Source organism: Pandoraea sp. PE-S2T-3 (genome assembly GCF_002179965.1).
Lineage (GTDB): Bacteria > Pseudomonadota > Gammaproteobacteria > Burkholderiales > Burkholderiaceae > Pandoraea.
In genome coordinates this window covers 59,464-83,339 of the sequence record NZ_NGUQ01000001.1, presented here as the reverse complement: position 1 = coordinate 83,339, position 23,876 = coordinate 59,464, and the positions used below count along the sequence as shown (strand labels likewise).

16 protein-coding genes are annotated in these 23,876 nt (G+C 63.9%); 6 read left to right on the top strand and 10 right to left on the bottom strand.

Annotation, left to right across the window (positions count from 1 at the left end):
- Positions 1–56: 56 nt before the first annotated feature.
- Positions 57–1,979 carry an ATP-binding cassette domain-containing protein gene (locus CDV46_RS00375; RefSeq protein WP_087721478.1) on the bottom strand — a complete coding sequence of 641 codons (1,923 nt, stop codon included), beginning with the start codon at positions 1,977–1,979 and terminating at the stop codon, positions 57–59.
- A gap of 298 nt (positions 1,980–2,277) precedes the next feature.
- Between CDV46_RS00375 and CDV46_RS00370 the strand changes: the two genes are divergently transcribed.
- A complete protein-coding gene (locus tag CDV46_RS00370) occupies positions 2,278–2,874 on the top strand; it encodes a hypothetical protein (RefSeq protein ID WP_140413259.1) in 597 nt (198 codons plus the stop codon).
- 34 nt (positions 2,875–2,908) lie between these two features.
- Here CDV46_RS00370 and cls read toward each other — a convergent pair whose 3' ends face one another.
- From cls to dapC, 6 genes are all read right to left on the bottom strand, one after another.
- Positions 2,909–4,336, bottom strand: a complete 1,428-nt coding sequence (gene cls / locus CDV46_RS00365; protein ID WP_087721476.1) for a cardiolipin synthase — start codon at positions 4,334–4,336, stop codon at positions 2,909–2,911.
- Positions 4,337–4,504: 168 nt separating this feature from the next.
- Positions 4,505–5,416: a 50S ribosomal protein L3 N(5)-glutamine methyltransferase gene (gene prmB / locus CDV46_RS00360; RefSeq protein WP_087721475.1), complete on the bottom strand. Its 912-nt coding sequence runs from the start codon at positions 5,414–5,416 to the stop codon at positions 4,505–4,507.
- A 7-nt stretch (positions 5,417–5,423) separates the two neighbouring features.
- Positions 5,424–6,575 carry a succinyl-diaminopimelate desuccinylase gene (gene dapE, locus CDV46_RS00355; protein ID WP_087688802.1) on the bottom strand — a complete coding sequence of 384 codons (1,152 nt, stop codon included), beginning with the start codon at positions 6,573–6,575 and terminating at the stop codon, positions 5,424–5,426.
- 4 nt (positions 6,576–6,579) lie between these two features.
- The gene (locus CDV46_RS00350) at positions 6,580–6,927 is read right to left on the bottom strand and encodes an ArsC family reductase (protein WP_087721474.1); all 348 of its coding nucleotides are present in this window, start codon (positions 6,925–6,927) and stop codon (positions 6,580–6,582) included.
- Between the two features lie 46 nt (positions 6,928–6,973).
- Complete coding sequence (gene dapD / locus CDV46_RS00345) at positions 6,974–7,801, bottom strand: 2,3,4,5-tetrahydropyridine-2,6-dicarboxylate N-succinyltransferase (protein WP_087721473.1); 828 nt, start codon at positions 7,799–7,801, stop codon at positions 6,974–6,976.
- Between the two features lie 25 nt (positions 7,802–7,826).
- Positions 7,827–9,041 carry a succinyldiaminopimelate transaminase gene (gene dapC / locus CDV46_RS00340; RefSeq protein ID WP_087688800.1) on the bottom strand — a complete coding sequence of 405 codons (1,215 nt, stop codon included), beginning with the start codon at positions 9,039–9,041 and terminating at the stop codon, positions 7,827–7,829.
- Between the two features lie 313 nt (positions 9,042–9,354).
- Here dapC and CDV46_RS00335 point away from each other — a divergent pair, with 313 nt between their 5' ends.
- The 5 genes from CDV46_RS00335 (at position 9,355) to def (ending at position 18,494) form a co-directional block, all read left to right on the top strand.
- Entirely contained in the window at positions 9,355–10,341 is a 987-nt protein-coding gene (locus CDV46_RS00335) for a DMT family transporter (protein ID WP_087688799.1), read from the top strand.
- A 156-nt stretch (positions 10,342–10,497) separates the two neighbouring features.
- Positions 10,498–14,013, top strand: a complete 3,516-nt coding sequence (gene smc / locus CDV46_RS00330) for a chromosome segregation protein SMC (protein WP_087721472.1) — start codon at positions 10,498–10,500, stop codon at positions 14,011–14,013.
- Positions 14,014–14,052: 39 nt separating this feature from the next.
- Positions 14,053–15,570: a cell division protein ZipA C-terminal FtsZ-binding domain-containing protein gene (locus tag CDV46_RS00325; RefSeq protein ID WP_087721471.1), complete on the top strand. Its 1,518-nt coding sequence runs from the start codon at positions 14,053–14,055 to the stop codon at positions 15,568–15,570.
- Between the two features lie 250 nt (positions 15,571–15,820).
- Positions 15,821–17,944: an NAD-dependent DNA ligase LigA gene (gene ligA, locus CDV46_RS00320; protein ID WP_087721470.1), complete on the top strand. Its 2,124-nt coding sequence runs from the start codon at positions 15,821–15,823 to the stop codon at positions 17,942–17,944.
- 16 nt (positions 17,945–17,960) lie between these two features.
- Positions 17,961–18,494 (top strand): peptide deformylase, encoded by a 534-nt coding sequence (gene def, locus CDV46_RS00315; RefSeq protein ID WP_058378984.1) that lies wholly within the window; start codon positions 17,961–17,963, stop codon positions 18,492–18,494.
- A gap of 95 nt (positions 18,495–18,589) precedes the next feature.
- Here def and CDV46_RS00310 read toward each other — a convergent pair whose 3' ends face one another.
- The 3 genes from CDV46_RS00310 to map all read right to left on the bottom strand — a co-directional run bounded on the left by CDV46_RS00310 (position 18,590) and on the right by map (position 23,787).
- Positions 18,590–20,269, bottom strand: coding sequence for a pseudouridine synthase (locus CDV46_RS00310; RefSeq protein WP_087721469.1), 1,680 nt, complete (start codon positions 20,267–20,269; stop codon positions 18,590–18,592).
- A complete protein-coding gene (locus tag CDV46_RS00305) occupies positions 20,266–22,830 on the bottom strand; it encodes a [protein-PII] uridylyltransferase (RefSeq protein WP_087689107.1) in 2,565 nt (854 codons plus the stop codon). Before CDV46_RS00305 ends, CDV46_RS00310 begins: the two co-directional genes overlap by 4 nt.
- Positions 22,831–22,923: 93 nt before the next feature.
- Positions 22,924–23,787 carry a type I methionyl aminopeptidase gene (gene map / locus CDV46_RS00300; RefSeq protein WP_087689106.1) on the bottom strand — a complete coding sequence of 288 codons (864 nt, stop codon included), beginning with the start codon at positions 23,785–23,787 and terminating at the stop codon, positions 22,924–22,926.
- Positions 23,788–23,876: the final 89 nt, after the last annotated feature.

Below are 23,876 nucleotides of genomic sequence, written 5' to 3'. Positions count from 1 at the left end.
TGAAAAAGGCCCGGTCAGTGTTCGCTGACCGGGCCTTTTCGTTATGCGACGAACGCTCAGACGATTTGCTCCATCGCTTCCTGCGCTTCGAGCCATTCGGCTTCGATATCCGAGAGCTTCGCCGTGACTTCGACTTGCTGCTTGAGGCTGTCGGTAAGCAGGGCTTTCTTCGCGTCTTCGTAGGTGCTGCTGTCGGCGAGAATGGCGTCGAGCCGGGCCTTCTCGTCGGAGAGCTTGGCCATCGACTGTTCGAGCTTTTCGATCTTGCGCTGCAACGGCTTGCGCAGTTGCGACAGGCGCTGCCGCTCCTGCGCTTCGGCGCGCTTCTGGTCCTTGCGGTTCACGCCGTTGTCATCGGTGTCGGCGCTGTCGCGCGCGGCGGCCCGTTGATCGGCGGCGTGTTGCAGCAGCCAGTCGCGGTAGTCGTCCAGATCGCCATCGAACGGCTTCACCTCGCCACCGGCCACGAGCAGAAACTGATCGGTCGTGGCGCGCAACAGATGTCGATCGTGCGAGACGAGAATCAGCGTACCGTCGAACTGTGCCAGCGCCATCGTCAGGGCATGACGCGTTTCGAGATCCAAGTGGTTCGTCGGTTCGTCGAGCAGCAGCAGGTTCGGCTTCTGCCAGATGATGAGCGCAAGCGCGAGGCGTGCCTTCTCGCCGCCGGAGAACGGTGCGATGGACGACGTCGCCATCTCGCCCCGGAAGTTGAAGCCGCCGAGAAAATCGCGCAGCTCCTGTTCGCGGGTGTCGGGCGCGAGGCGTTGCAAATGCTGAATAGGCGAGTCGTCGTGACGCAGCGTTTCGACCTGATGCTGCGCGAAGTAACCGATCTGTAACCCCTTGCCGGTCTTCACATTGCCGGAGAGGGCATCGAGCGTGCCCGCCAGCGTCTTGATCAGCGTCGACTTGCCCTGACCGTTCGCGCCGAGCAGGCCGATGCGTTGCTCGTTCTGCACCGACATCGTCACGTGCGGCAGAATCACTTTCTCGCTGCCGTCTTCCAAGTGATAGCCGCAGCGAACGCCTTCGAGCACCAGCATCGGGTTCGGCGCGCTGTCGGCCGGGCGGAATTCGAACGTGAACGGCGACGCCGCGTGCGCGGGCGCGATGCGCTCCATTTTTTCGAGCGCCTTCATCCGGCTCTGAGCCTGACGGGCTTTCGTTGCCTTGGCCTTGAAACGCGTGATGAACGATTCGAGGTGAGCAATCGTTTTTTGCTGCTTGTCGAAGGCGTTCTGTTGCAGGGCCAGTTGCTGCCCGCGTGTGATTTCGAACTGGCTGTAGTTGCCGCCGTAACGCTTGATCTGCTGATTCTCGATATGCAGCGTGACGTTACAGACTTCGTCGAGGAATTCGCGATCGTGTGAGATGACGACGAGCGTGCCCGGGTAGCGTTTGAGCCAGTCTTCGAGCCAGACGATGGCGTCGAGGTCCAGGTGGTTCGTCGGTTCGTCGAGCAGCAGCAGTTCTGACGGGCACATGAGTGCCTGCGCGAGGTTCAGGCGCATGCGCCAGCCGCCGGAGAAGCTCGCGACGGGCATGGCCGTTTGCGCGAGCGTGAAGCCCAGACCCAGCAGCAGGGCTTCGCCGCGTGCCGGGGCGGTGTAGCCGTCGGCGTCGGCAAAGGCCGTGTGGGCTTCGCCTTGGGCGTGGCCGTCGTGGGCGGCTTCGGCTTGTGCGATGCGGGCTTCGATGTCGCGCAGGCGCGTGTCGCCGTCGAGCACGTAATCGAGCGCGGTGCGATCGACGGCGGGCGTTTCCTGCATCACGTGGGCGATGCGCCACGCGCCGGGAATGAAGACGTCGCCGCCGTCGGCATGCAACTGGCCGCGCAGCAGGGCGAACAAGGTCGACTTGCCTGCACCGTTGGCCCCGACGAGGCCGACGCGCTCGCCCGGATTGAGCGTGACGGAAATGTCTTCAAAAAGCTGCTTGGTGCCGCGCGCGAGGGAGAGGTGTTCGAATCGGATCACAGCGAAAGGGGGAGGCGAAATCGGGTAAGGGTCGAAAGCGTGGCGGGCGTGGCGGATGTGGCACACAACGCCGCGTCAGGTGCGACAAAGTCGCTATTTTACCGGGTGTGGAGGACACGCGGCATTTGTTGCCGGATTTGTTGGCGACGGGGTATGGGTTGATCCCCTGACAACCTTGACAGGTGTCGAGAGGCACCGCCACGCGCAGACTGCCCATGTGCTCGTACCCGATGTCGTGGCAAGTGGCATGTCGGCGCCATACGAGTGTCGTTTGCGAATCCGGACTTAGGGGGTTGTCATGACTGAAAAACAAGCTCACGGGGAGCTACTCGTCAACGGGAATTTTGCCATCGGCGATTTCTCCGGATGGATGTCCTGGACCCCGGAAGACATGGCTATCGTGCCTCAGGAGGGCAAGAATATCGCTGTGCTGGCGCCTGTACCTTATGGCGCCAAGGTCGTTCTGCGGCAACTGATCGATCGTGAGAGTTCCGATGGTGCGTATGTCGTCGGGTATTGGCTTCGGACTTCCGACAAGCAGGGCGATGCGGTCCGGGGAGTGACACGCAAAGCGACCATCAATTTGGTGATCCATCCAACCGATGGTGGTCTGGGGCAGTTCTATATCCTCAGCACCGTGGCAACGTCATCGTGGGTCAAGCATGTGTTCCGGTTCTGGATCGAAGGGCGAGCGAACCAGCAGTTCGAACTCTATTTCAAGAACGAGAAATTGCAGCCGCAGGACGCAGCCGCGCCGCCCGCCGAAATGGACAACTACACGACAGTCAGCTTGTCGGATGACGGCCCCGATCTGGCAACGCCCAACGACGACGATGACGACAACTGTGCGTTTGCCTTGCGTGATGCGGTCCTGTTCAAATTTCCGCCTGCCTGACCCGCGCAGTGGTGCGCCACGCGGTATGAGGCCATCACAGAATCGGCGCAAACAAGCGCGCCACGCGCATGACGATTTGCCGCCAGCGCGGGATCTGGCGGAATTCGTCCTTGTCGAGCAGCGTCGCCTGATCGAAGTCGTGCGTGAGCATGTAGGCGACGTCGTCGGCAAAGCCGCGATCCACCGTCAGCAGCATGAGTTCGAAGTTCAGCCGGAATGACCGGTTGTCGAGATTGGCGCTGCCCACGGCAGCGGCGCTGTCGTCGATCAGCACCACCTTCTGATGCAGGAACCCGTGGTGGTACCGGTACACCTTAATGCCGCTGCGCACGGCTTCGAATGCGTACGACGTTGTCGCCTCGAACACCACCCGGTGGTCTGCCCGGTCCGGGACCAGAATGCGCACGTCCACACCTCGCAGCACCGCCAGTCGCAGCGCTGAGAACACTGCCTCGTCGGGTACGAAGTAGGGCGTGGTCAGCCACACGCGATGTTGTGCGGCGTTGATCAATGTTACGAAGAACAGCGACGACGTTTCCAGCCGGTCGGCCGGTCCGCTCGGCACCACCTGACAGTGCATGTCCTCGCCCGAGGCGACCGGTTGCCGGTTCAGCGTCGGCACGTTGCCGGTGCTCCAGTGCCAGTCTTCGGCAAACGCCCGTTGAATACCGACCACCGCCGGCCCGCGCACCGAAATATGCGTATCGCGCCACGGCGCCAACGGCGGCTTTTCGCCGAGGTATTCCACGCCCACGTTGTGGCCGCCGATGAACGCCTCGTTGCCGTCGATCACCACGATCTTGCGGTGATTGCGGAAGTTGAGCTGGAAGCGGTTGACGACGATGCCACGTTTGGCCGCCGCGAACTCGTGCACTTCGACGCCCCCCTTGCGCAGCTTCTCGCAATAGCTGCGCGGCAAATCGTGGCTGCCGATACGGTCGTACAGGAAATAAACCTTCACGCCGGTCGCGGCGCGCGCGAGCAAACGCGCAGCAAGGGCCCGGCCGAGCGCGTCGTCTTTCACGATGAAGAACTGCACGATCACGTAATCGCGCGCGCGGTCGATGGCGGCAAAGATCGCGTCGAACGTGGCGCGGCCGTTCACGAGCAAGCGCACACGGTTGCCGGCGACGAACGACATGCCGGTGATCGAGGTCAGTGCACTGTATTCCGGATGGGCTTCGACGGCGACAGGCGGCTCGCCGCTGCGCTCGGTCTCGCCCATGCGCGATTGCAGGACTTCGTTGCGCGCACGGCGTGCCTCGACATAGCCGACAAACTTGGAGCGGCCGAGAAACAGATAGGGGATGAGCGTGAGATACGGCATCGTCACGAGCGAGACCGCCCATGCCACCGCACCTTGCGAGGTGCGCACCGTCAGCACGGCGTGAATGGCTGCCACCACGCCGAGCACATGAAGACAGGCGACGGCAAAGCCGACATCGAGCCAGTTGAGCGTCATGACCGACTGCCTTCCTCCATGCCAAGAGTCGCGCGGACCCGGGAACCTGAGTGTACCCGGGACGCGTGAACTTAGGGAGTAAGCGGCGTTGGCAGCGTCAGTGGAGAAGGCGGTTGAGGCGAAGTCAGCCGCTATGCCGAAGCCACGGCGTGCGCAGTGTGCGTGCGATCAGGGCAGGTCGGCGGCTTGGACGAGGAACACCATGTCGTCACCTGCGCTCGTGGCGAGCCAGGTCATCGGCAGGTCGGGGAAGGCCGCTTCCACGAAATTCCGCTCGTTGCCGATTTCCACGACCAGCACGCCGTTGTCGGTCAGATGCTCGCGTGCGCCCGCGATGATGCGGCGAACGACATCCATGCCGTCATCGCCACCGGCCAGCGCAAGACGCGGCTCGTGAAGATATTCGGCCGGCAGCACCTGCATCGTCCCTTCGTTGACGTAGGGCGGATTGGTGAGGATGACGTCATAACGCTTGCCCTTGGGCAGCGGCGCGTAGAGATCGCCCAGATGCAGCGAAACACGATCTTCGAGCGCGTAATCGGCCACGTTGATCTTCGCCACGTCGAGGGCGTCGGGCGAAATGTCGACCGCGTCGATCTGCGCCACCGGGAACGTCTCGGCGGCCAGAATCGCGAGGCAGCCAGAGCCGGTGCAAAGTTCGAGCACGTCGTTCACCAACTCGGCATGATCGACCCACGGTTGCAGCGCGTCTTCGAGCAGTTCGCCGACGAACGAGCGCGGGACGATCACGCGCTCATCGACGTAGAAGCGGTGACCATGCATCCACGCTTCGTTCGTGATGTACGACGCCGGCACCCGCTCACCGGCGCGGCGATTGATCACCGACAACACACGTTCGATTTCTTCCGGCAGCAGACGCGCGTCGAGGAAAGGATCCAGCGTGTCGATCGGCAGATGCAGCGTGTGCAGCAGCAGATACGCGGCTTCGTCGTAAGCCGTGGCGGTGCCGTGACCGAAGGCCAATTCGGCCTCGGTGAAGCGCGAGACGGCGTAACGCAGCAAGTCGCGCAGCGTCTTGAACGGATGCGATGCGGGGTGTGAAGCTTGTTGGGGGCTCATGGTGAATTCAGGCAATCAGACGGGTCAACACACCACGATAGATGTTCTTGAGCGGCTCGATATCGGCCACGGCAATGTGTTCATCGATCTTGTGGATGCTGGCGTTGCACGGCCCGAACTCGATCACCTGCGGGCACATGCGCGCAATGAACCGGCCATCGGACGTGCCGCCCGTGGTCGAGAGTTCGGTGTCGAGCCCCGTTTCCTCGTGAATTGCGCCCGCCAGCGCGTCAGACAGATCGCCGCGCGGCGTGAGGAACGGCTGGCCGCTGATCGACCAGTCGATGGTGTACGTGAGGCCATGACGATCGAGCAATTCGTGCACGCGCTTTTGCAGCCCGTCGGACGTGCTCGCCGTCGAAAAGCGGAAGTTGAACATCACCATCAGTTCGCCCGGGATCACATTGGTGGCGCCGGTGCCTGCATGGATGTTCGAAATCTGCCACGTCGTGGGCGGGAAGTACTCGTTGCCGTTGTCCCATACCGTCTCGGTCAACTCGGCCAGCGCCGGCGCAAACAGATGCGTCGGGTTCTTGGCGAGATGCGGATAGGCAATGTGGCCCTGCACACCCTTGACGATGAGCTTGCCGGACATCGAGCCGCGACGGCCGTTCTTGACCATGTCGCCAAGCTTCTGGCTCGACGTCGGCTCGCCGACCACGCAGTAGTCCATGCGCTCGCCACGGGCTTGCAAGGCTTCGACGACCTTGACGGTGCCGTCAGTCGCCGGGCCTTCCTCGTCGCTCGTCAGCAAAAAGCCGATGGCGTTGGCGTGATCCGGGTGTTGGGCGACAAACTCTTCCGAGGCCACCACGAACGCAGCGAGCGACGTCTTCATGTCGGCCGCACCGCGCCCATAGAGCATGCCGTCGCGATGCGTCGGCGCAAACGGGTCCGAATGCCATTGCTCGACCGGGCCGGTCGGCACCACGTCGGTATGGCCGGCGAACACGAGCAGCTTGCCGTCGGTGCCGCGCGTGCCGCGCTTGACGGCCCACAGGTTCGTCACACCGTTCGATGCAATGGTTTCGCACGCGAAGCCGATCGCCTCAAGGCGGCGCGACAGAATGCTCTGGCAGTCGCGGTCTTCGGGCGTCACCGAGTGACGGGCAATCAGTTGCTCGGTAAGCGCCAGCGTGGCGCCTTGGGAGGATGTCATGAAATCAGAATCGTGAAGCGTAACTGTCGGGCGTGAAGCCCACTGAAACCTTGCCGTCGGCCACCAGCACGGGACGCTTGATGAGCGACGGGTTTTCGATCATCAGCACGCGGGCCGCCGGTACTTCGGCGGCCGCGGCCTGTTGCTCCGGCGTGAGCTTGCGCCACGTTGTGCCCTTGCGGTTGAGCAACGTGGTGAGCGGCACCTGAGCGAGCCAGGTGCTCAGCAGTGCGTCGGACACGCCCGCCTTCTTGAAGTCGTGAAAGTCGTACGCCACGCCGTGCTCGTCGAGCCACGTGCGCGCCTTCTTCACGGTATCGCAGTTGGGAATGCCGTACAGCACTGCCGTCATCGCCTGAAACTCCTGAGTTCGATGTCGCCTTGGCGGCGACGGGAAATTACTCGCCGCGCAGCAGATCGTTGATCGCGGTCTTGGCGCGCGTTTGCGCGTCGACCTTCTTCACGATGACGGCGCAGTACAGGCTGTACTTGCCATCCTTCGACGGCAGGTTGCCCGGCACGACGACCGAGCCGGCCGGCACGCGGCCGTAATGCACTTCACCGGTTTCGCGGTCATAGATCTTGGTCGACTGACCCAGATACACGCCCATCGAAATCACCGAGTTTTCTTCCACGATCACGCCTTCGACCACTTCCGAGCGCGCGCCGATGAAGCAGTTGTCTTCGATGATGACCGGGTTGGCTTGCAGCGGCTCGAGCACGCCGCCGATGCCGACGCCGCCCGAGAGGTGAACGTTCTTGCCGATCTGGGCGCACGAACCGACGGTGGCCCACGTGTCGACCATCGTGCCTTCATCGACGTATGCGCCGATGTTGGTGTACGACGGCATCAGCACCACGTTCTTGCCGATGAACGAACCACGGCGGGCAACCGCCGGCGGCACCACGCGGAAGCCGCCACGGGCGAAGTCTTCCGCCGTGTAGTTGGCGAACTTGCTCGGCACCTTGTCGTAGAACTGGCTGAAACCGCCCGCCGGCATCACGGCGTTGTCTTCCAGACGGAACGACAGCAGCACGGCCTTCTTGATCCACTGGTTCACGATCCACTGGCCGTCTTGCTTCTGGGCCACGCGCAGGGCGCCCTTATCAAGCTCGGCGATGACGTGAGCAACCGCCTCACGCACGTCGGTAGGTGCCGACTTGGCCGAGATCTCGGCACGGTTTTCCCAAGCTTGGTCGATGATGGTTTGCAGTTGTTGCGACATGGCGAGAATGTGAAGCTAAAAGAGATTAACGGGATTGGTTCAGCGACTGGCAGAACTGCACGATGCGCTGCGCGCCTTCGGTGCATTCGTCCACATCGGCCACGAGGGCGATGCGCACGTAGTTCTCAGCCGGGTTGGTGCCGTGCGCCGCGCGGCCCAGATACGACCCGGGCAGTACGGCGACATTGTATTGCGCCAGCAACTGGCGCGTGAATTCCGTGTCCGACAGGCCGGTCTTTTCGTCGACCTTGGCCCACAGATAGAAGCCCGCGTCGGGCAGGCGCACGTCGAGCACTTCGGCGAGCATCGGCGTGACGGTCTGGAATTTCTTCAGGTACTTGCTGCGATTCAGGCGCACGTGCGCTTCGTCGTTCCATGCGGCAATGCTCGCGGCCTGCACGGCCGGGCTCATGGCGCAACCGTGGTAGGTACGGTACAGCAGGAATTTCTTGAGAATGGCCGCATCGCCCGCCACGAACCCCGAGCGCATGCCCGGCACGTTCGAGCGCTTCGACAGACTGGAAAACACCACCAGACGCTCGAAACCGCGACCCAACTGGTGGGCCGCTGCCAGACCGCCCAACGGTGCGCGTTCTTCGTCGAAATAGATCTCGGAATAGCACTCGTCGGACGCGATCACGAAACCGTACTCGTCCGAGAGTTCGAACAGACGCTTCCAGTCGGCCAGATTGAGCACCGCACCGGTCGGATTGCCCGGCGAGCACAGGAAGACCAACTGCACGTCGCGCCACACGTCCGCCGGCACGGCGTCGTAGTCGGGGGCGAAGTTGCGGGCCGGATCGCTGTCGGCGTAATAGGGCGTGGCGCCGGCGAGCAGCGTCGCACCCTCATAGATTTGATAGAACGGGTTCGGGCACAGCACGCGCGCGCCGGGCTTGCTGCCGTCGACCACTGCCTGAGCGAACGAGAACAGCGCTTCGCGCGAGCCAGTGACAGGCAGCACTTCGGTGGCCGGGTTCACGTTGGGCAGCGCGTAGCGGCGCTCCAGCCATGCAGCGATTGAGGCGCGCAGCGGCTCGCCGCCGGCCGTCGCCGGGTAGTTCGAGAGACCGCCCAGCCCTTCGATCAGGGCTTCCTTGATGAACTGCGGCGTGGGGTGCTTGGGCTCCCCGATACCGAAGCTGATGGCCTTGTACGCGGCAGCGGGCGTGACATCGGCCACGAGCGCTTTCAGGCGTTCAAAGGGATAGGGCTGGAGCTTGTCGAGTAATGGGTTCACGAGAATTCAAACAGACTCAGGGCTAGGGCTCGCGAGGCGCTATGGCGTTATCGCGAGGATGCGGCGCTTCCGGTGCAGGAATCGTGCCGGGATACCGGATGTTGACATGGGGCGCCGGGTGTTGGGTAGCGCGCCGTGTATAAGGCACATCACACGAAGGGGTTCCCGGACGCGCCCAAGAATGGCAAGATCGGTAAAGCGAAAATTATACCGTCACGGCGCGCACAAAGCGCGAACCGCTGCGTAATTCAGCACACTCCGAGGCGCCAGTGGGGCAAGTCTGCGGAGTATCTCAGGTTTTTCAGGAGCAAGTATGACCGTAGCCGGCAACGGCGCGCCAGGCCCGGACTCCCTGTCCGGCGCCACGCTGCGTGCCCGGGCGGCCCCCGCCTTGGCCATTCTCATCGGATCCTCCGTGTGGGGTCTCGCCTGGTTCCCTTACCGTGTTCTCGCCCAGTGGGGCGTCGCCGCCGTGCCGGCGCAAGCCTGCACGGCCACCATCGCCTTGCTGCTGCTCTCGCTGGTCTACCGGCGCTCGCTGGGCACGCTGCGCTGGTCATGGCTGCTGGCGGGCGTGGCCTTTGCGGGCGGCATTACCAACGTCGCCTTCGTCTGGGGCACCACGCACGGCCATGTCATGCGGGTGCTGCTGCTTTTCTATCTGACCCCGGTATGGACGGCGCTCTTCGCGAACTGGCTGCTCGGCGAGCGCGTCGGGCTGCGCGGGGCGGGCCTGATCGCGCTGGCGCTCGGCGGGGCGGGGCTCATGCTGTGGTCGCCGGAAATGGGCTGGCCGGTGCCGAACAATCCCGGTGAGTGGGCCGGGATGATCGCCGGGGCCGCTTTCGCGCTGAATAACGTGCTCCTGCGCCGGGTGAGCCTCGAACTACCCGACGTCAAGCCGGAAATGCGGAGCTGGACCCTGTATCTGGGCTGTCTGGTCGGCGGCCTGCTGGTGCTGCCGTTCGACGGCGGGCTGCAATCGGGCGGGGCGGCGCTCTCGGCGCTAACGTCGAGCCCGGCGACGGCGGTGGTGGCGGTTGCCTTGGGTTGCACCATCGCCTTTTCGAACGTGATCGTGCAGTTCGGGCTGGCACGGGTGCCGGCCAATCAGGCAGCGCTCATCATGCTGTTCGAAATCGTGGTCGCCGCGATCTCGTCGTGGTGGCTGGCCAGCGAAGGGCTCGGAACCCGCGAAATCGCCGGTGGATTGTGCATTGTGGCGGCCGGTATCCTGTCCGGAATTTTGCCCGAATCCAAGCGTTGTAAATCCACGACGCCGGGGGATGCGATGGTATGATGCGTACCCATGTAATACCGGTGTGACCGGTGCTGTTACCGATGTCATTACCAGTATGAGCGGCCCGCGCACGCCAGCGTGCGCGAGGCCCGACAGGACCAGCTAAGCGCGTCTGCGTCTTTCCCATCATTCAACGACCGATAAAGCGAACCTGCCGTGCGTCTGACTTCCCTCAAACTCGCTGGCTTCAAATCCTTCGTCGACCCGACGAACTTCGCGGTTCCCGGCCAGTTGGTCGGGATTGTCGGCCCGAACGGGTGCGGCAAATCCAACATCATCGATGCCGTGCGCTGGGTGCTCGGCGAATCGCGCGCCTCCGAGCTGCGCGGCGAATCGATGCAGGACGTGATTTTCAACGGATCGACCGCCCGCAAACAGGCGAGCCGCGCCAGCGTCGAACTCGTGTTCGACAACAGCGCCGGGCGCGCCGCCGGGCAGTGGAGCCAGTACGCGGAAATCGCCGTCAAGCGCGTGCTCACGCGTGATGGCACCTCCAGCTACTACATCAACAACCTGCCGGCACGCCGCCGCGACATTCAGGACATCTTCCTCGGTACCGGCCTCGGGCCGCGCGCCTACGCCATCATCGGGCAGGGGATGATCTCGCGCATCATCGAGGCCAAGCCCGAAGAGCTGCGCGTGTTCCTCGAAGAAGCCGCCGGTGTGTCGAAGTACAAGGAACGCCGCCGCGAGACCGAAAACCGCTTGCAGGACACTCGCGAGAATCTGACGCGCGTGGAAGACATTCTGCGCGAACTCGGTGCCAATCTCGAAAAGCTCGAATCGCAGGCGGTCGTTGCCAATCGTTTCAAGGACTTGCATCGCGACGGCGAAGAAAAGCAGCAACTGCTGTGGCTGCTGCGCAAGAACGAAGCGCAGGGCGAGCAAGAGCGCCAGCAGCGCGCCATCGAATCGGCTCAGGTCGATCTCGAAGCGCAGATGGCACGCCTGCGCGGGTCGGAATCCGATCTCGAAACGCTGCGTGCCGCGCACTACACCGCCACCGACGCCGTACAAGCCGCGCAAGGCGCGATGTACGAAGCCAACTCGGAGGTGAGCCGGCTTGAGGCCGAGATTCGCTATGTCGTCGAGTCGCGCAATCGCGTGCAGGCGCAACTGGCGGCACTGACCTCGCAGCGTGAACAGTGGCAGGCCCGTTCTTCGCAGTCGGAAGAAGCGCTCGCGCTGGCCGAAGAAGAACTCATCATTGCCGAAGAGCGCGCCGCGACGGCGCAGGATCAGGCGGCGGATCAGAACGATGCGCTGCCGGCGCTCGAAACCGGTTGGCGCGATGCGCAGAGCCTGCTCAACGAGCAGCGCAGCGAAATCGCACAAGTAGAACAGAGCCTGAAGCTGGAAGCGGCGCATCAGCGCAACGCCGATCAGGCTTTGCAACAGTTGCAGCAGCGTCAGGAGCGTTTGCAAGGCGAGGCACGCGGGCTCGACAAGCCCGACGAAGCCGAGCTCGAAATGCAGCGCGGCGATCTGGCCGAACATCAGGCGATGCTCGAAGACGCGCAGGCCGAACTGGCCGAGGCGCAAGAGCGTCTGCCGCGTCTCGAAGCCGAGCGCAGCGAAGCGCAGGCGCGCGTGCAGTCCGAGGCTGCGACGATCGCTCAGCTCGAAGCCCGCCTCGTCGCGCTCAAGCAACTGCAAGAAAGCGTGCAGACCGAAGGCAAGGTGCAGCCGTGGCTCGACAAGCACGAGCTGGCGCAACTGCCGCGTCTGTGGAAGAAATTGCACATCGAACCGGGCTGGGAAAGCGCGCTCGAATCGGTGTTGCGCGAGCGGCTGGCCGCCCTTGAGATCAGTAATCTCGACTGGGTCAAGGCGTTTGCGAGCGATGCCCCGCCGGCCAAGCTGGCGTTCTATTCGCCGCCGCCGGCTGCGCGTCCGCTGGATGCCCCGGCGTCGCTGCGCCCGCTGCTTTCGCTGCTCCGTATCGACGATCCGGGCCTGCGTGCGGTGTTGCAGGAATGGCTCGGCCAAACCTTCGTGGCGGACGATCTCACGCAGGCGATGTCCCTGCGTGCGCAGTTGCCCGAAGGCGCTTCGTTCGTCGTCAAGGCAGGCCATCAGGTCACGCGTGTGGGCGTTCAGCTCTACGCGGCCGACTCGGAGCAGGCGGGCCTGCTCGCCCGTCAGCAGGAAATCGAGAATCTCGGCAAGCAACTGCGTGCGCAGGTGCTGCTCTCCGACGAAGCCAAGTCGGCAGCGGTGCGTACGGAAGCCGCCTACAGCCAGGCGGCGCAGGCGCTGACGGATGTGCGCGGCCGTGCCGAGCGCGCGACGCAGCGCGTGCACGCCTTGCAACTCGACGTGCTCAAGCTCACGCAAGCCTACGAGCGCTTCAACGCGCGCAGCACGCAGATCGATGAAGAGCTGCGTGAAATTGCGGCGCAGATTGAAGAGCAACGAGCGCTGCGCGCCGAGTCGGAAGCCAATTTCGAACAGAACGACGGACGTCTGGCCGAATTGCAGGCCACCTTCGAAGACGGTCAGCTCGAATTCGAATCGCTCGACAGCAAGCTTTCCGACGCCCGCAATCGCGCCCGCGAGCTGGAGCGTCTGGCACAGGAAGCCTCTTTCGGTCAGAAGGGCATCGTCAGCAAGATCGACGAGCATCGCCGCAGCATTCAGACCTCGCTTGAACAAGCCGACCGTCTGGTGGTGTCGATCGAACAAGCGCAGGCCGAACTGGCGCAGATCACCGAACAGACCACCGAGAACGGCCTTCAGGACGCGCTGGAACTGCGTGCCGAGAAGGAAGAGATTCTGGGCGCCGCCCGTATCGAACTCGACACGCTCACGCACAAGCTGCGCCAGAGCGACGAAGAGCGGCTGGCCGCTGAACGTGGCTTGCAGCCGCTGCGCGATCGCATCACCGAATTGCAGTTGAAGGAGCAGGCCGCCCGCTTGAACCGCGAGCAGTTCGTGGAGCAACTCACGAATGCCGAGGTCGACGAAGAGGCGCTGTCGGCCAAGCTCACGCCGGACATGAAGGCGTCGTACCTGCAAGGCGAAGTCACGCGCATCAACAATGCGATCAACTCGCTGGGCCCGGTCAACATGGCCGCGCTGGAAGAGCTGGAGACGGCGCGCGAGCGCAAGGTCTTCCTCGATGCGCAGTCGGCCGACCTGAACGATGCCATCGAAACGCTGGAAGGCGCGATCCGCAAGATCGACGAAGAGACGCGCGTACTGCTGCAAGGCACGTTCGACGAAGTGAACAAGCATTTCGGCGAACTGTTCCCGATGCTGTTCGGTGGCGGTCAGGCCAAACTCATCATGACCGGCGACGAAATTCTCGACGCCGGCGTGCAGGTGATGGCACAACCGCCGGGCAAGAAGAACTCTACGATTCACTTGCTGTCTGGTGGAGAGAAGGCCCTCACGGCCATCGCGCTCGTGTTCGGCATGTTCCAGCTCAACCCGGCACCTTTCTGTTTGCTCGATGAGGTGGACGCGCCGCTGGACGACGCCAACACCGAGCGTTACGCCAAGATGGTTGCGCGCATGTCGGACCGCACGCAGTTCGTCTTTATTTCACACAACAAGATCGCGATGGAAATGGCCAATCAGCTCATCGGCGTCACCATGCAGGAACAAGGGGTGTCGCGGATTGTGGCGGTGGACATGGAATCCGCGATCAATCTGGCCGAAATTGCCTGACCCCATGCCCACGATGGAGAAGAGAGAGGAACGCCGCGCATGAATGAACTGCAGCTGAGCTTGATTGCCGCAGGGGTAGTGGTACTACTGGGGGTTGTGGCTTATAACGCATGGCAGGGCAGCAAGGCCCGCCAGCGCATTCCACGTCGCATGCCGGTCGACGGCGCAGGGATCGATGCCACTGCCGGCATTCCCGATCCCGATGACGAGCGTCCGTTCATCGAACCGACGCTCTCGCCGCCGCGCATGCCGCAGTCGGGCGAGCGTCGCGAACCCACGCTGGGCCCGGCAACGGCGGCCAGCACGTCGGTGCAGGACGCCTTTGCCATCAACGAAGACGCCTGGGATGCCCCGCCCGCCGCACGTAAGCGTGCCGCGCAGGAAGCAGCCGCCCAGCAGGCTGGCGCGCCCGTAGAGCCGAGCTTTGGCGGCGCTGCTGCCTCCGCCGGCGTCGAAGGCTCGACGGAAGTCACGGCTGAAATAGCTGCTGCCGAAGCGGCGCAAGCCGAAGACGCGCAACAGGCGGCTACGGCAAGTATGGTGGCACGCGTGGATGCCGAACTGGCAGCCGACGACACCGTAGACGCCTCTTCGGCTGCCTCGGTTGCCGCTGCCGCAGGGGCACCGGACGCCGTGGCGCCGACGACCCATGCGACCCATGCCGCCGAAGCCCCGCCAGTGGCGGCTGCACCGGCTGAAGTCGCGGTCGCGACGCGCCCTGCGGTGCCGAGCGGTCCGCCGCCGGTGATCGACGAGCGCATCGATTGCATCGTCGAACTGCCGCTGGCCAATGTGGTTGCCGCCGAGCGCCTGATGCCGCTGACGGTGCGCATGCGCCGTGCGGGCGGCAAGCCGGTCAACATCGAAGGCCGCGCGGACGAAGACTCGCCGTGGGAGCCGATTCGCAGCGGTGGCCGCTATCACCAACTGCGCATGGCCGTGCAATTGGCCAACCGCGCTGGGGCGCTCAACGAAGTCGAGTTCTCCGAGTTCTCGAATCTCGTGCAGACGCTGGCTGATGCTGTCGATGCGCTGCCGGAACTGCCCGACATGATGGAGACGGTCGCGCGCGGCCGTGAACTGGACAGCTTCGCTGCCCAGTGCGACGCGCAACTGTCGGTGAACGTCCTCTCGGACGGTGCGCCGTGGTCGGCCAACTACGTTCAGGCAGTCGCCACGCAAGACGGCTTGCTGCTGTCGCGCGACGGCATGCGCTTCGTGAAGCTCGACACGCGCCAGAACCCGGTGTTCATGTTGCAATTCGGTGACACCAACTTCCTGCGCGACGACCTGACCTACAAGGGCGGCGATCTGATCACGATGCTGCTTGACGTGCCGGTGGCCGACGAAGACCTGCTGCCGTTCCGCCTGATGTGCGACTACGCGCGCTCCATCGGTCAGCGTATCGGCGGGCGAGTCGTGGACGATCAGCGCCGGCCGCTCTCGGATGCCGCACTGCAAAACGTCGACAAACAGTTGCTCAAGCTTTATGAGCGTCTGGAAGCCCGTGGTTTGCCGGCGGGCTCACCGGTCACGCGCCGCTTGTTCAGCCAGTAAATGATTCGGAAGACACGGCAGGTCAGCCCGCTGTGACAGGCTGGCACGGGGTTTGCGGGCATCCTGCGAACATCGGTCCGGCACTGTCTTTGATGCACGCCGTTCACCGTCGGGTGAGCGGCGTTTTTATTCCGCCGCGGGTTTCCTGTGATGTCGGACCGCCGAGCGCGCCAACGCGGGCGCGTCGAAGGCATAATGTTCTGACTTATTTAGCGACCCCGCGAATCCCGCGAATCCAGAGTTCCCACGCATGACCCAAACACCCGTTCCGGACCCGAGCGCTACCGCCCCTACGGCCGCCAGTGTTGCGAATGTCGCTGACGCTGCCGAGGCCGCCGAGCGTGCCGCTGCGCTGCGCATCGAACTGGCACGCCTGAACCGTGCCTACTACGAAGACGATGCACCGATCGTGCCCGATGCCGAATACGATCGCTTGTTTGGCGAGCTTGTCGGGCTGGAGGCCGCATTCCCCGAATTGCAGCGCGCCGACTCGCCCACGCAACGCGTCGGCGGCAAGGCCGTAGAAGGCTTTGCGCCGGTGGTGCACCGTGTGCCGATGCTCTCGCTGAACAACGGTTTCAGCGAAGAAGATATCGAAGCCTTCGACCGCCGGGTGTCCGATGGCTTGCGCGACCCCAACGCGGCACCGTCCGGCGACCTCTTCGGTGATGCCGCTGAACCGGTGGAGTACGCCGCCGAACTGAAGTTCGATGGCCTCGCGATCGCCTTGCGCTACGAGCACGGCGTGCTCGTGCAGGCAGCCACACGCGGGGATGGCACGACCGGTGAAGACGTCACGGCCAACATCCGAACGGTCAAGAAGATTCCGCTGAGTCTGGATACCGATCATCCGCCCGAAGTCCTCGAAGTTCGCGGTGAGGTGCTGATGTTCCGCGCCGACTTCGACAAGCTCAATCGTGCGCAGGAGGCAGCCGGCGAAAAGGTGTTCGTCAATCCGCGCAATGCCGCGGCCGGCAGCCTTCGTCAGCTCGACTCGAAGATCACGGCGAAACGTCCGCTGTCGTTCTTCGCGTATGGCATTGGCGAACTCGTAGGGGTGCCGATGCCCGAGACGCACTCGGCGCTGCTCGACTGGTACGACGGACTCGGCATTCCGGTGAACGAGCGGCGCGAGGTGGTGCGCGGCGCGGCCGGGCTGCTCGCGTTCTACAAGGCGGTCGGCGAGACGCGCGACTCGCTGCCGTACGACATCGACGGCGTGGTGTACAAGGTCAATCGCCGCGACGAGCAAGACCGACTGGGCTTCGTCTCGCGGGCACCGCGCTTCGCGCTCGCGCACAAATTCCCGGCTCAGGAAGCCCTCACGACGCTGCTCGACATCGAAGTGCAGGTCGGGCGTACCGGCGCAATCACGCCGGTGGCGCGTCTGGCGCCGGTGTTCGTCGGCGGCGCCACCGTCACCAATGCCACCCTGCATAACGAAGGTGAAATCCGCCGCAAGGACGTGATGATCGGCGACACGGTGATCGTGCGCCGTGCAGGCGATGTGATTCCCGAAGTCGTGGGTTCGGTGCTTGAGCGCCGTCCGGCCGACGCGCGGGCGTTTGTCATGCCGACCGAGTGTCCGGTGTGCGGCTCGGCCATCGAAAAGCTGCCCGACGAAGTCATCGCGCGTTGCACGGGCGGGTTGATTTGCGCTGCGCAGCGCAAGCAGGCGTTGCTGCATTTTGCGCAGCGTCGCGCGCTTGACGTGGAAGGGTTGGGCGACAAGCTCGTCGAGCAATTGGTCGACCAGCAAATCATTCGCACGCCGGCCGATCTGTTCAAGCTCGGCGTGGCCAAGCTGGCGGCACTCGACCGGATGGCCGACAAGTCGGCGGCCAATCTGGTGGCGTCGCTTGAGAAGGCGCGTCACACGACGCTGGCCCGCTTTATCTTTGCGCTGGGCATTCGCCACGTGGGCGAGGCGACGGCCAAGGATCTGGCGCGGTATTTCGGTACGATGGATAACGTGATGGCGGCGACGGCCGAGGAACTGCTGGCCGTGCCGGACGTCGGACCCATTGTGGCCCAGTCCATCGCCAATTTTTTTGCCGAGCCGCATAATGTCGAGGTGATCGAACAATTGCGCGCGGCAGGCGTGACCTGGCCGGAGTCCGAACCGGCGGCAGTAGCGCCGTTGCCGTTGGCGGGCAAGACGTTCGTGCTCACGGGCACCTTGCCCACGCTCTCGCGCGACGAGGCGAAGGCGATGCTCGAAGAGAAGGGTGCGAAGGTGGCAGGCTCGGTATCGGCAAAGACCGACTATCTGGTTGCCGGCGCGGAAGCCGGCAGCAAGCTGGCGAAGGCGGAGGCACTGGGCGTACCCGTGCTCGATGAGGACGCTATGCGGACCATGTTGGCCGCGCTTTGATGTGAGGACCCAATCGATGATTCGCGACATTCTGAAAATGGGCGATCCGCGGCTGTTGCGCATCGCCAAGTCGGTCGAGCATTTCGACACGCCCGAGTTGCACGAGCTGGTGGCCGATATGTTCGACACCATGCGGCATGCCGATGGGGCGGGGCTCGCCGCGCCGCAGATCGGCGTGGACTTGCAGGTGGTGATCTTCGGCTTCGAGCATAACGATCGTTATCCCGATGCGCCCGAGGTGCCGGAGACCGTGTTGATCAACCCGGTGATCACGCCGCTAACGCAGGATATGGAAGAGGGCTGGGAAGGGTGCTTGTCGGTGCCCGGCCTGCGCGGCATGGTCAGCCGTTATTCGATGCTGCGCTACGAAGGCTTCGATCAGTATGGCAAGAGCATCGACCGCATTGCCGAAGGCTTTCACGCCCGCGTGGTGCAGCATGAGTGCGATCACCTGATCGGCAAGCTGTATCCGATGCGCATCACCGATTTCAGCAAGTTCGGTTTCACCGAAATCCTGTTCCCCGGACTCGATCCGGCGAGCGACGATTGATGTGCTGATGCACGTTTGATTCGTATCGCCAGATGTAAAAAAAGCCCGCTTTCGCGGGCTTTTTCACGTCTTGCGTCATCTAGCGTGCAGCGAGATCAGAACTCTTCGCCGGGGCGCAGGTAACGCCATTCACCCACCGGCAGATTGCCGAGCGTGACGCGGCCCATGCGCACGCGCTTGAGCCCCGTCACATGCAGGCCGACGAGTTCGCACATGCGGCGAATCTGGCGCTTCTTGCCTTCCTTCAGCACGAAACGCAGTTGCTCCGGGTTCTGCCACTCGACTTGGGCCGGCTTGAGCGGCTGGTCGTCGAGTTCGAGCCCGTGGCGCAGCAACGCCAGACGGCTTTCGGGGAACAGCGCCTGCACGTTCTGCTCTTGGCCGTCGTACGACACGCGCACGAGGTATTCCTTTTCGACGTCCGAGTCTTCGCCGATCAGTTGCTTGGCGACGCGGCCGTCTTGCGTAAGCACCAGCACGCCGGTCGAGTCGATGTCGAGGCGTCCGGCCGGGGCCAGACTGCGCAGATGCGTCGGCGAGAAGCGCACGCCGGCATCGTCTTCCGCCCAGTGGTTTTCACGCGTGACCAGCACGATCGCCGGCTCGTAGCCGTCTTCCGCCTGACCCGACACATAGCCCACCGGCTTGTGGATGATGATCGTCATGCGATTGGCCTGCTCCTTGCGGGCAGCCTGCACGACGGTGATGTCCTGCGTGGGCAGAATCCGGGTGCCGAGCTCGGTCACGACCTTGCCGTCGACACGGACCCAGCCTTTGGCGATCCATTCATCGGCTTCGCGACGCGAGCACAGGCCGAGTTCCGACATGCGCTTGGACAGACGCAGCGAACCCGCGGCGTCGTTGTGCACCTTGATATCGTCGTCGTCATCGCGCTCGACGCGCGTCGGGCGCGAAGTGCGGGCCGGACGTGCGCCGCGCTCGTCGTTGCCAAACCGGCCACGCGGCGGTGCACCCTCCGGGCTACGGCGCGGTGCGCGGTCGTCGGCACCCCGGTTGAACGGACGGGCCTGATCGCCGCGAGCGCCACCCTCAGGGGCACGACGCGGGCGGTTATCGTCGAAGCGACGGGGCGCGCGGTCGTCGGCGCCACGATTGAACGGGCGGGCCTGATCGCCTCGCGCGCCACCTTCGGGTGCGCGACGCGGACGGTCCTCGTCAAAGCGGCGCGGTGCGCGGTCGTCGGCACCCCGGTTGAACGGGCGGCCCTGTTCGCCACGTGCACCACCTTCAGGCGCACGGCGCGGACGGTTATCGTCAAAGCGACGCGGTGCGCGGTCATCGGCACCACGGTTGAACGGACGGCCTTGTTCGCCACGTGCGCCACCTTCAGGCGCGCGGCGCGGACGGTCTTCATCGAAACGGCGCGGCGGGCGGTCGTCATCGGCACGTGCCGGACGAGCACCCGCGACGCGCTCGCGCTGGCCGCGCGCCGGCGGACGTTCGCCGTAAGGCCGCTTCTCGAACGGCTTGCCGGCGCCCGCAGGTTTGCGCGGTGCTGCACCAGCACCAGCGCCAGCCGGGCTGGCCGGGCGTCGTGCGCCCCCCGTGGCTTGCGTGAAATCGTCACCCGCCGGACGCGGGCGGGAAGGCCGCGGTCCGGTGGGCTTCTTCTTCACGCCGCTGCCGTCGAGCATCGACGCCGGGACAGATTTCGTCGGACGGCGCAGAGCGCCTGACGAGCGCACCGGCGCGCGGGTCTTGTCGAGGGTTCGGGGGTGTTTGGCGCCCAGTTTGGCGCGCGGGGTATCGCTCATGGTTCCAGTGCTTCTAGTAATTCGGTCTCTACGGCGATTTGCAGACGACTGTCCTGCAAACGGCTGCCATCGAGCAGGAACGTGTCTTCGACACGCTCGCCGAGGGTATTAATGCGGGCGGTGCGCACGCTCACGCCATGACGCGCAAGCACGCGGGCAACCGCGTAAAGCAGACCGGTGCGGTCGTTGGCCGACACCGACAGCAGGTAATACTGACCGCGATCGTCCGGTCGCAGATCGACGCGCGGGGTGACCGGGAAACTGCGCGAACGGCGCGGCAACCGGCCTTTGCTCGGCTCGGCGAGCGGCTCGACACGGGTGAGCAATGCCACCAGTTCGCTTTCCACCAGACTGATGATGTCGCGATAGCTCGTGTCGAGTCCCGGGTCCGTCAGCAAAAAGCTGTCGAGCGCGAAACCGTGACTCGTGGTGTGCACCTTGGCGTCGAGAATCGACAAACCCTTGCGCTCGAAATAGCCGCAAATGCGCGCGAACAGATCGACCTGATCGCGCACGAAGACCATCACCTGCAAGCCTTCGCCGATCGGCGACGGCCGTGCCTTGACGATCGGCGTGTTGCTATCGACATGGCGCCACAGGTGCCGCGTCTGCCAAGCCACGTCCGCCGGGTCGTTGCGCAGGAAATAAGCCACGTCCAGCGTATTCCAGAGCGCCTCCTGGGCGCGCTCGGGCACCGTATAAAGCCGCAGCAGGCCGAGCGCTTCCTCCTTGCGGGTCTTCAACTGCGCGTGCGGGTCGGGGTTGGCGCCGCCCAGCACCTGCAACGTCAGACGGTACAAGTCTTCGAGCAGTTTTCCCTTCCAGGCGTTCCAGACTTTCGGGCTGGTGCCGCGAATATCGGCCACCGTGAGCAGATACAGTGCCGTCAGGCGCCGTTCATTGCCCACCTTCTCCGCAAAGCGGCGAATGACCTCCGGGTCGGTCGTGTCCTGCTTCTGCGCCACCGTGCTCATCGTCAGATGCTCGCCCACGAGCCAGACGATCAACTCGGTGTCTTCCTTGTCGATGCCGTGACGCGTGCAGAAACGTCGCGCGTCGACCATGCCCAGCGTGGAGTGATCGCCGCCACGGCCCTTCGCAATATCGTGAAAGAGCGCGGCAATCGTCAGTGCCCACGGCCGGTCGAAGTTGGCGATCAACTGGCTACAGAACGGATATTCGTGCGCATGTTCCGCCACCGCAAAGCGACGAATATTGCGCACCACCATCAGAATGTGCTGGTCGACGGTGTACACGTGGTACAGGTCGTGCTGCATCTGACCGACCACGCGACGGAAGTTGATCAGATAGCGGCCCAGCACGCTCGTCTGATTCATCAGGCGCAACGCATGCGTGATGCCTTGCGGTTGCTGGAGGATCGCCAGAAACGTGTGGCGATTTTCCGGATCGGCACGCCACTGCGCATTCATCAGATCGCGCGCATTGTAAAGCGCCCGCAGCGTACGTGCTGATAAACCTTTCACCCCGATGACCTGCTCGTAGAGCAGAAACGTCTCGAGAATCGCGTTCGGATGGCGCTGATACAGCTCATCGTCGACGATTTCGATCATCCCTTGCTTCTCGACGAAACGCTCGTTGATCACCCGGGTGATGCCACTGCTCTGCGGGAAGAGCCGCGCCTCGACGTTGAGCAGCAGCACGGTATTCAACTGCGAGACCGCTTTGGCCGCCCAGTAATAGCGGCGCATCAGTTGCTCGCTCGCGCGCTTGGTGCTGGTGGCCTCGAAGCCGAGGCTCTGCGCCAGCGGGGTCTGCATGTCGAAGACGAGCACGTCCTGACGGCGGCGGGCGATCAGATGCAGGCGCGCGCGCAGCCCCTTGAGAAACTGCTCGTTGCGGCGCAATTCCTTGAGTTCGCGATCGGTCAGCAGGTCGCGGGCGAACAACTCCGACCAGCTATTGCCAAGGCCGGCAGCCTTGGTCATCCACAAAATCACTTGCAGGTCGCGCAAGCCGCCCGGGCTTTCCTTGCAGTTCGGCTCGAGACTGTAGGGCGTGTCCTGATACTTCGCGTGACGCTGGCGAATCTCCAACTGCTTGCTGCGGAAAAACGCGCGCGGGTCGAGATCGGCCGAAAAGCGCTGTTCGAATTCATCGAAAAGCGCCTGATTGCCGGTGAGCAGGCGCGCTTCGAGCAGGCTCGTCTGCACGGTCACGTCGGCATGGGCTTCCGTGATGCATTCGTCCACCGTGCGCACCGACGAGCCGATTTCCAGCCCGATATCCCACAGAAAGCTGATGAACGGCTCAACGTGCGAGGTCAGCGCCTCGCCCTCGGTGTGGCGATGCAAGACGAGAATGTCGACGTCGGAGTACGGATACAGCTCGCCGCGCCCATAGCCGCCCACGGCGACGAGCGCCAGATCGTCGGGCATGGCGCAACTGGCCCATGCTTCGCGCATGGCCTGATCGACCGCCTGACAAAGGCCGTGCAACAGCACGTCGATCTTGCCGTGGGTGGCAAAGCGTTCGACGAGTTCGGCCTTACGTTCCTTGACGGCCTGACGTAGCGGAGAAGGGGCGTGCGCGCGCGCGTGCATGGCGGCTTCCTGGGCGTGGTGAAACGGGGTCAGGCTGGGCGGCCGCCTGGGGGAGGGCGGCCGGACAATTAAGACTTCAACTAGACATCAAGCTCAAGCGGCGGCGGCGTACGACGCCAGATACGCCGAACCCGGCGGCGGGGGCGGCGTCAGGGCCGAATGCGTGAGCACTTCGTGGCCGGTTTCCGTCACCAGCAGTGTGTGTTCCCATTGCGCGGACAGGCTGCGATCGCGCGTCTTGACCGTCCACTGATCGGGCATCGTGCGAATTTCGCGCTTGCCGGCGTTGATCATCGGTTCGATCGTGAAGATCATGCCGGCCTGCAATTCCAGCCCGGTGCCCGGACGGCCATAGTGCAGGATCTGCGGGTCTTCATGAAACACCTGACCGATACCGTGGCCGCAATATTCACGCACTACGCTGTAGCCTTGGGCTTCTGCATGCGTCTGAATGGCGTGGCCGATATCGCCGAGGCGCGCACCCGGGCGCACCTGATTGATGCCGAGCCACATGCACTCGTAGGTCACCTGGGCCAGCCGCTTGGCGAGAATGGTGCCGTCGCCGACGATGAACATGCGGCTCGTATCGCCAAAATAGCCGTCCTTGATGACGGTGATGTCGATGTTGAGCGCGTCGCCGTTCTTGAGCGCCTTGTCACCCGGGATGCCGTGACAGATCACGTCATTGACCGAGATGCAGGTGGCTTTGGGGTAGGGCGGATAGCCCGGCGGCTGATAATTCAGCGGCGCGGGGACGGTGCCTTGCTCCTTGAGCATGTACTCATGGCACAGGCGGTCCAGTTCACCGGTAGTCACGCCGGCACGGACGTGCGGCGTAATGAAGTCGAGCACTTCGCTTGCCAGACGGCAGGCGACGCGCATCATTTCGACATCGTGGGCATTCTTGATGGTGATGGCCATTGGGGAATCGAACGAATCGCGTAAACAATGGCGCATTATCGCACCAACCTATGGTTTTCGCCCCCGCTTTTACCGGGGCCCGCCCCGTGCGGCGTGGATTTCCGGGCGATTTTCCGGAATCGATC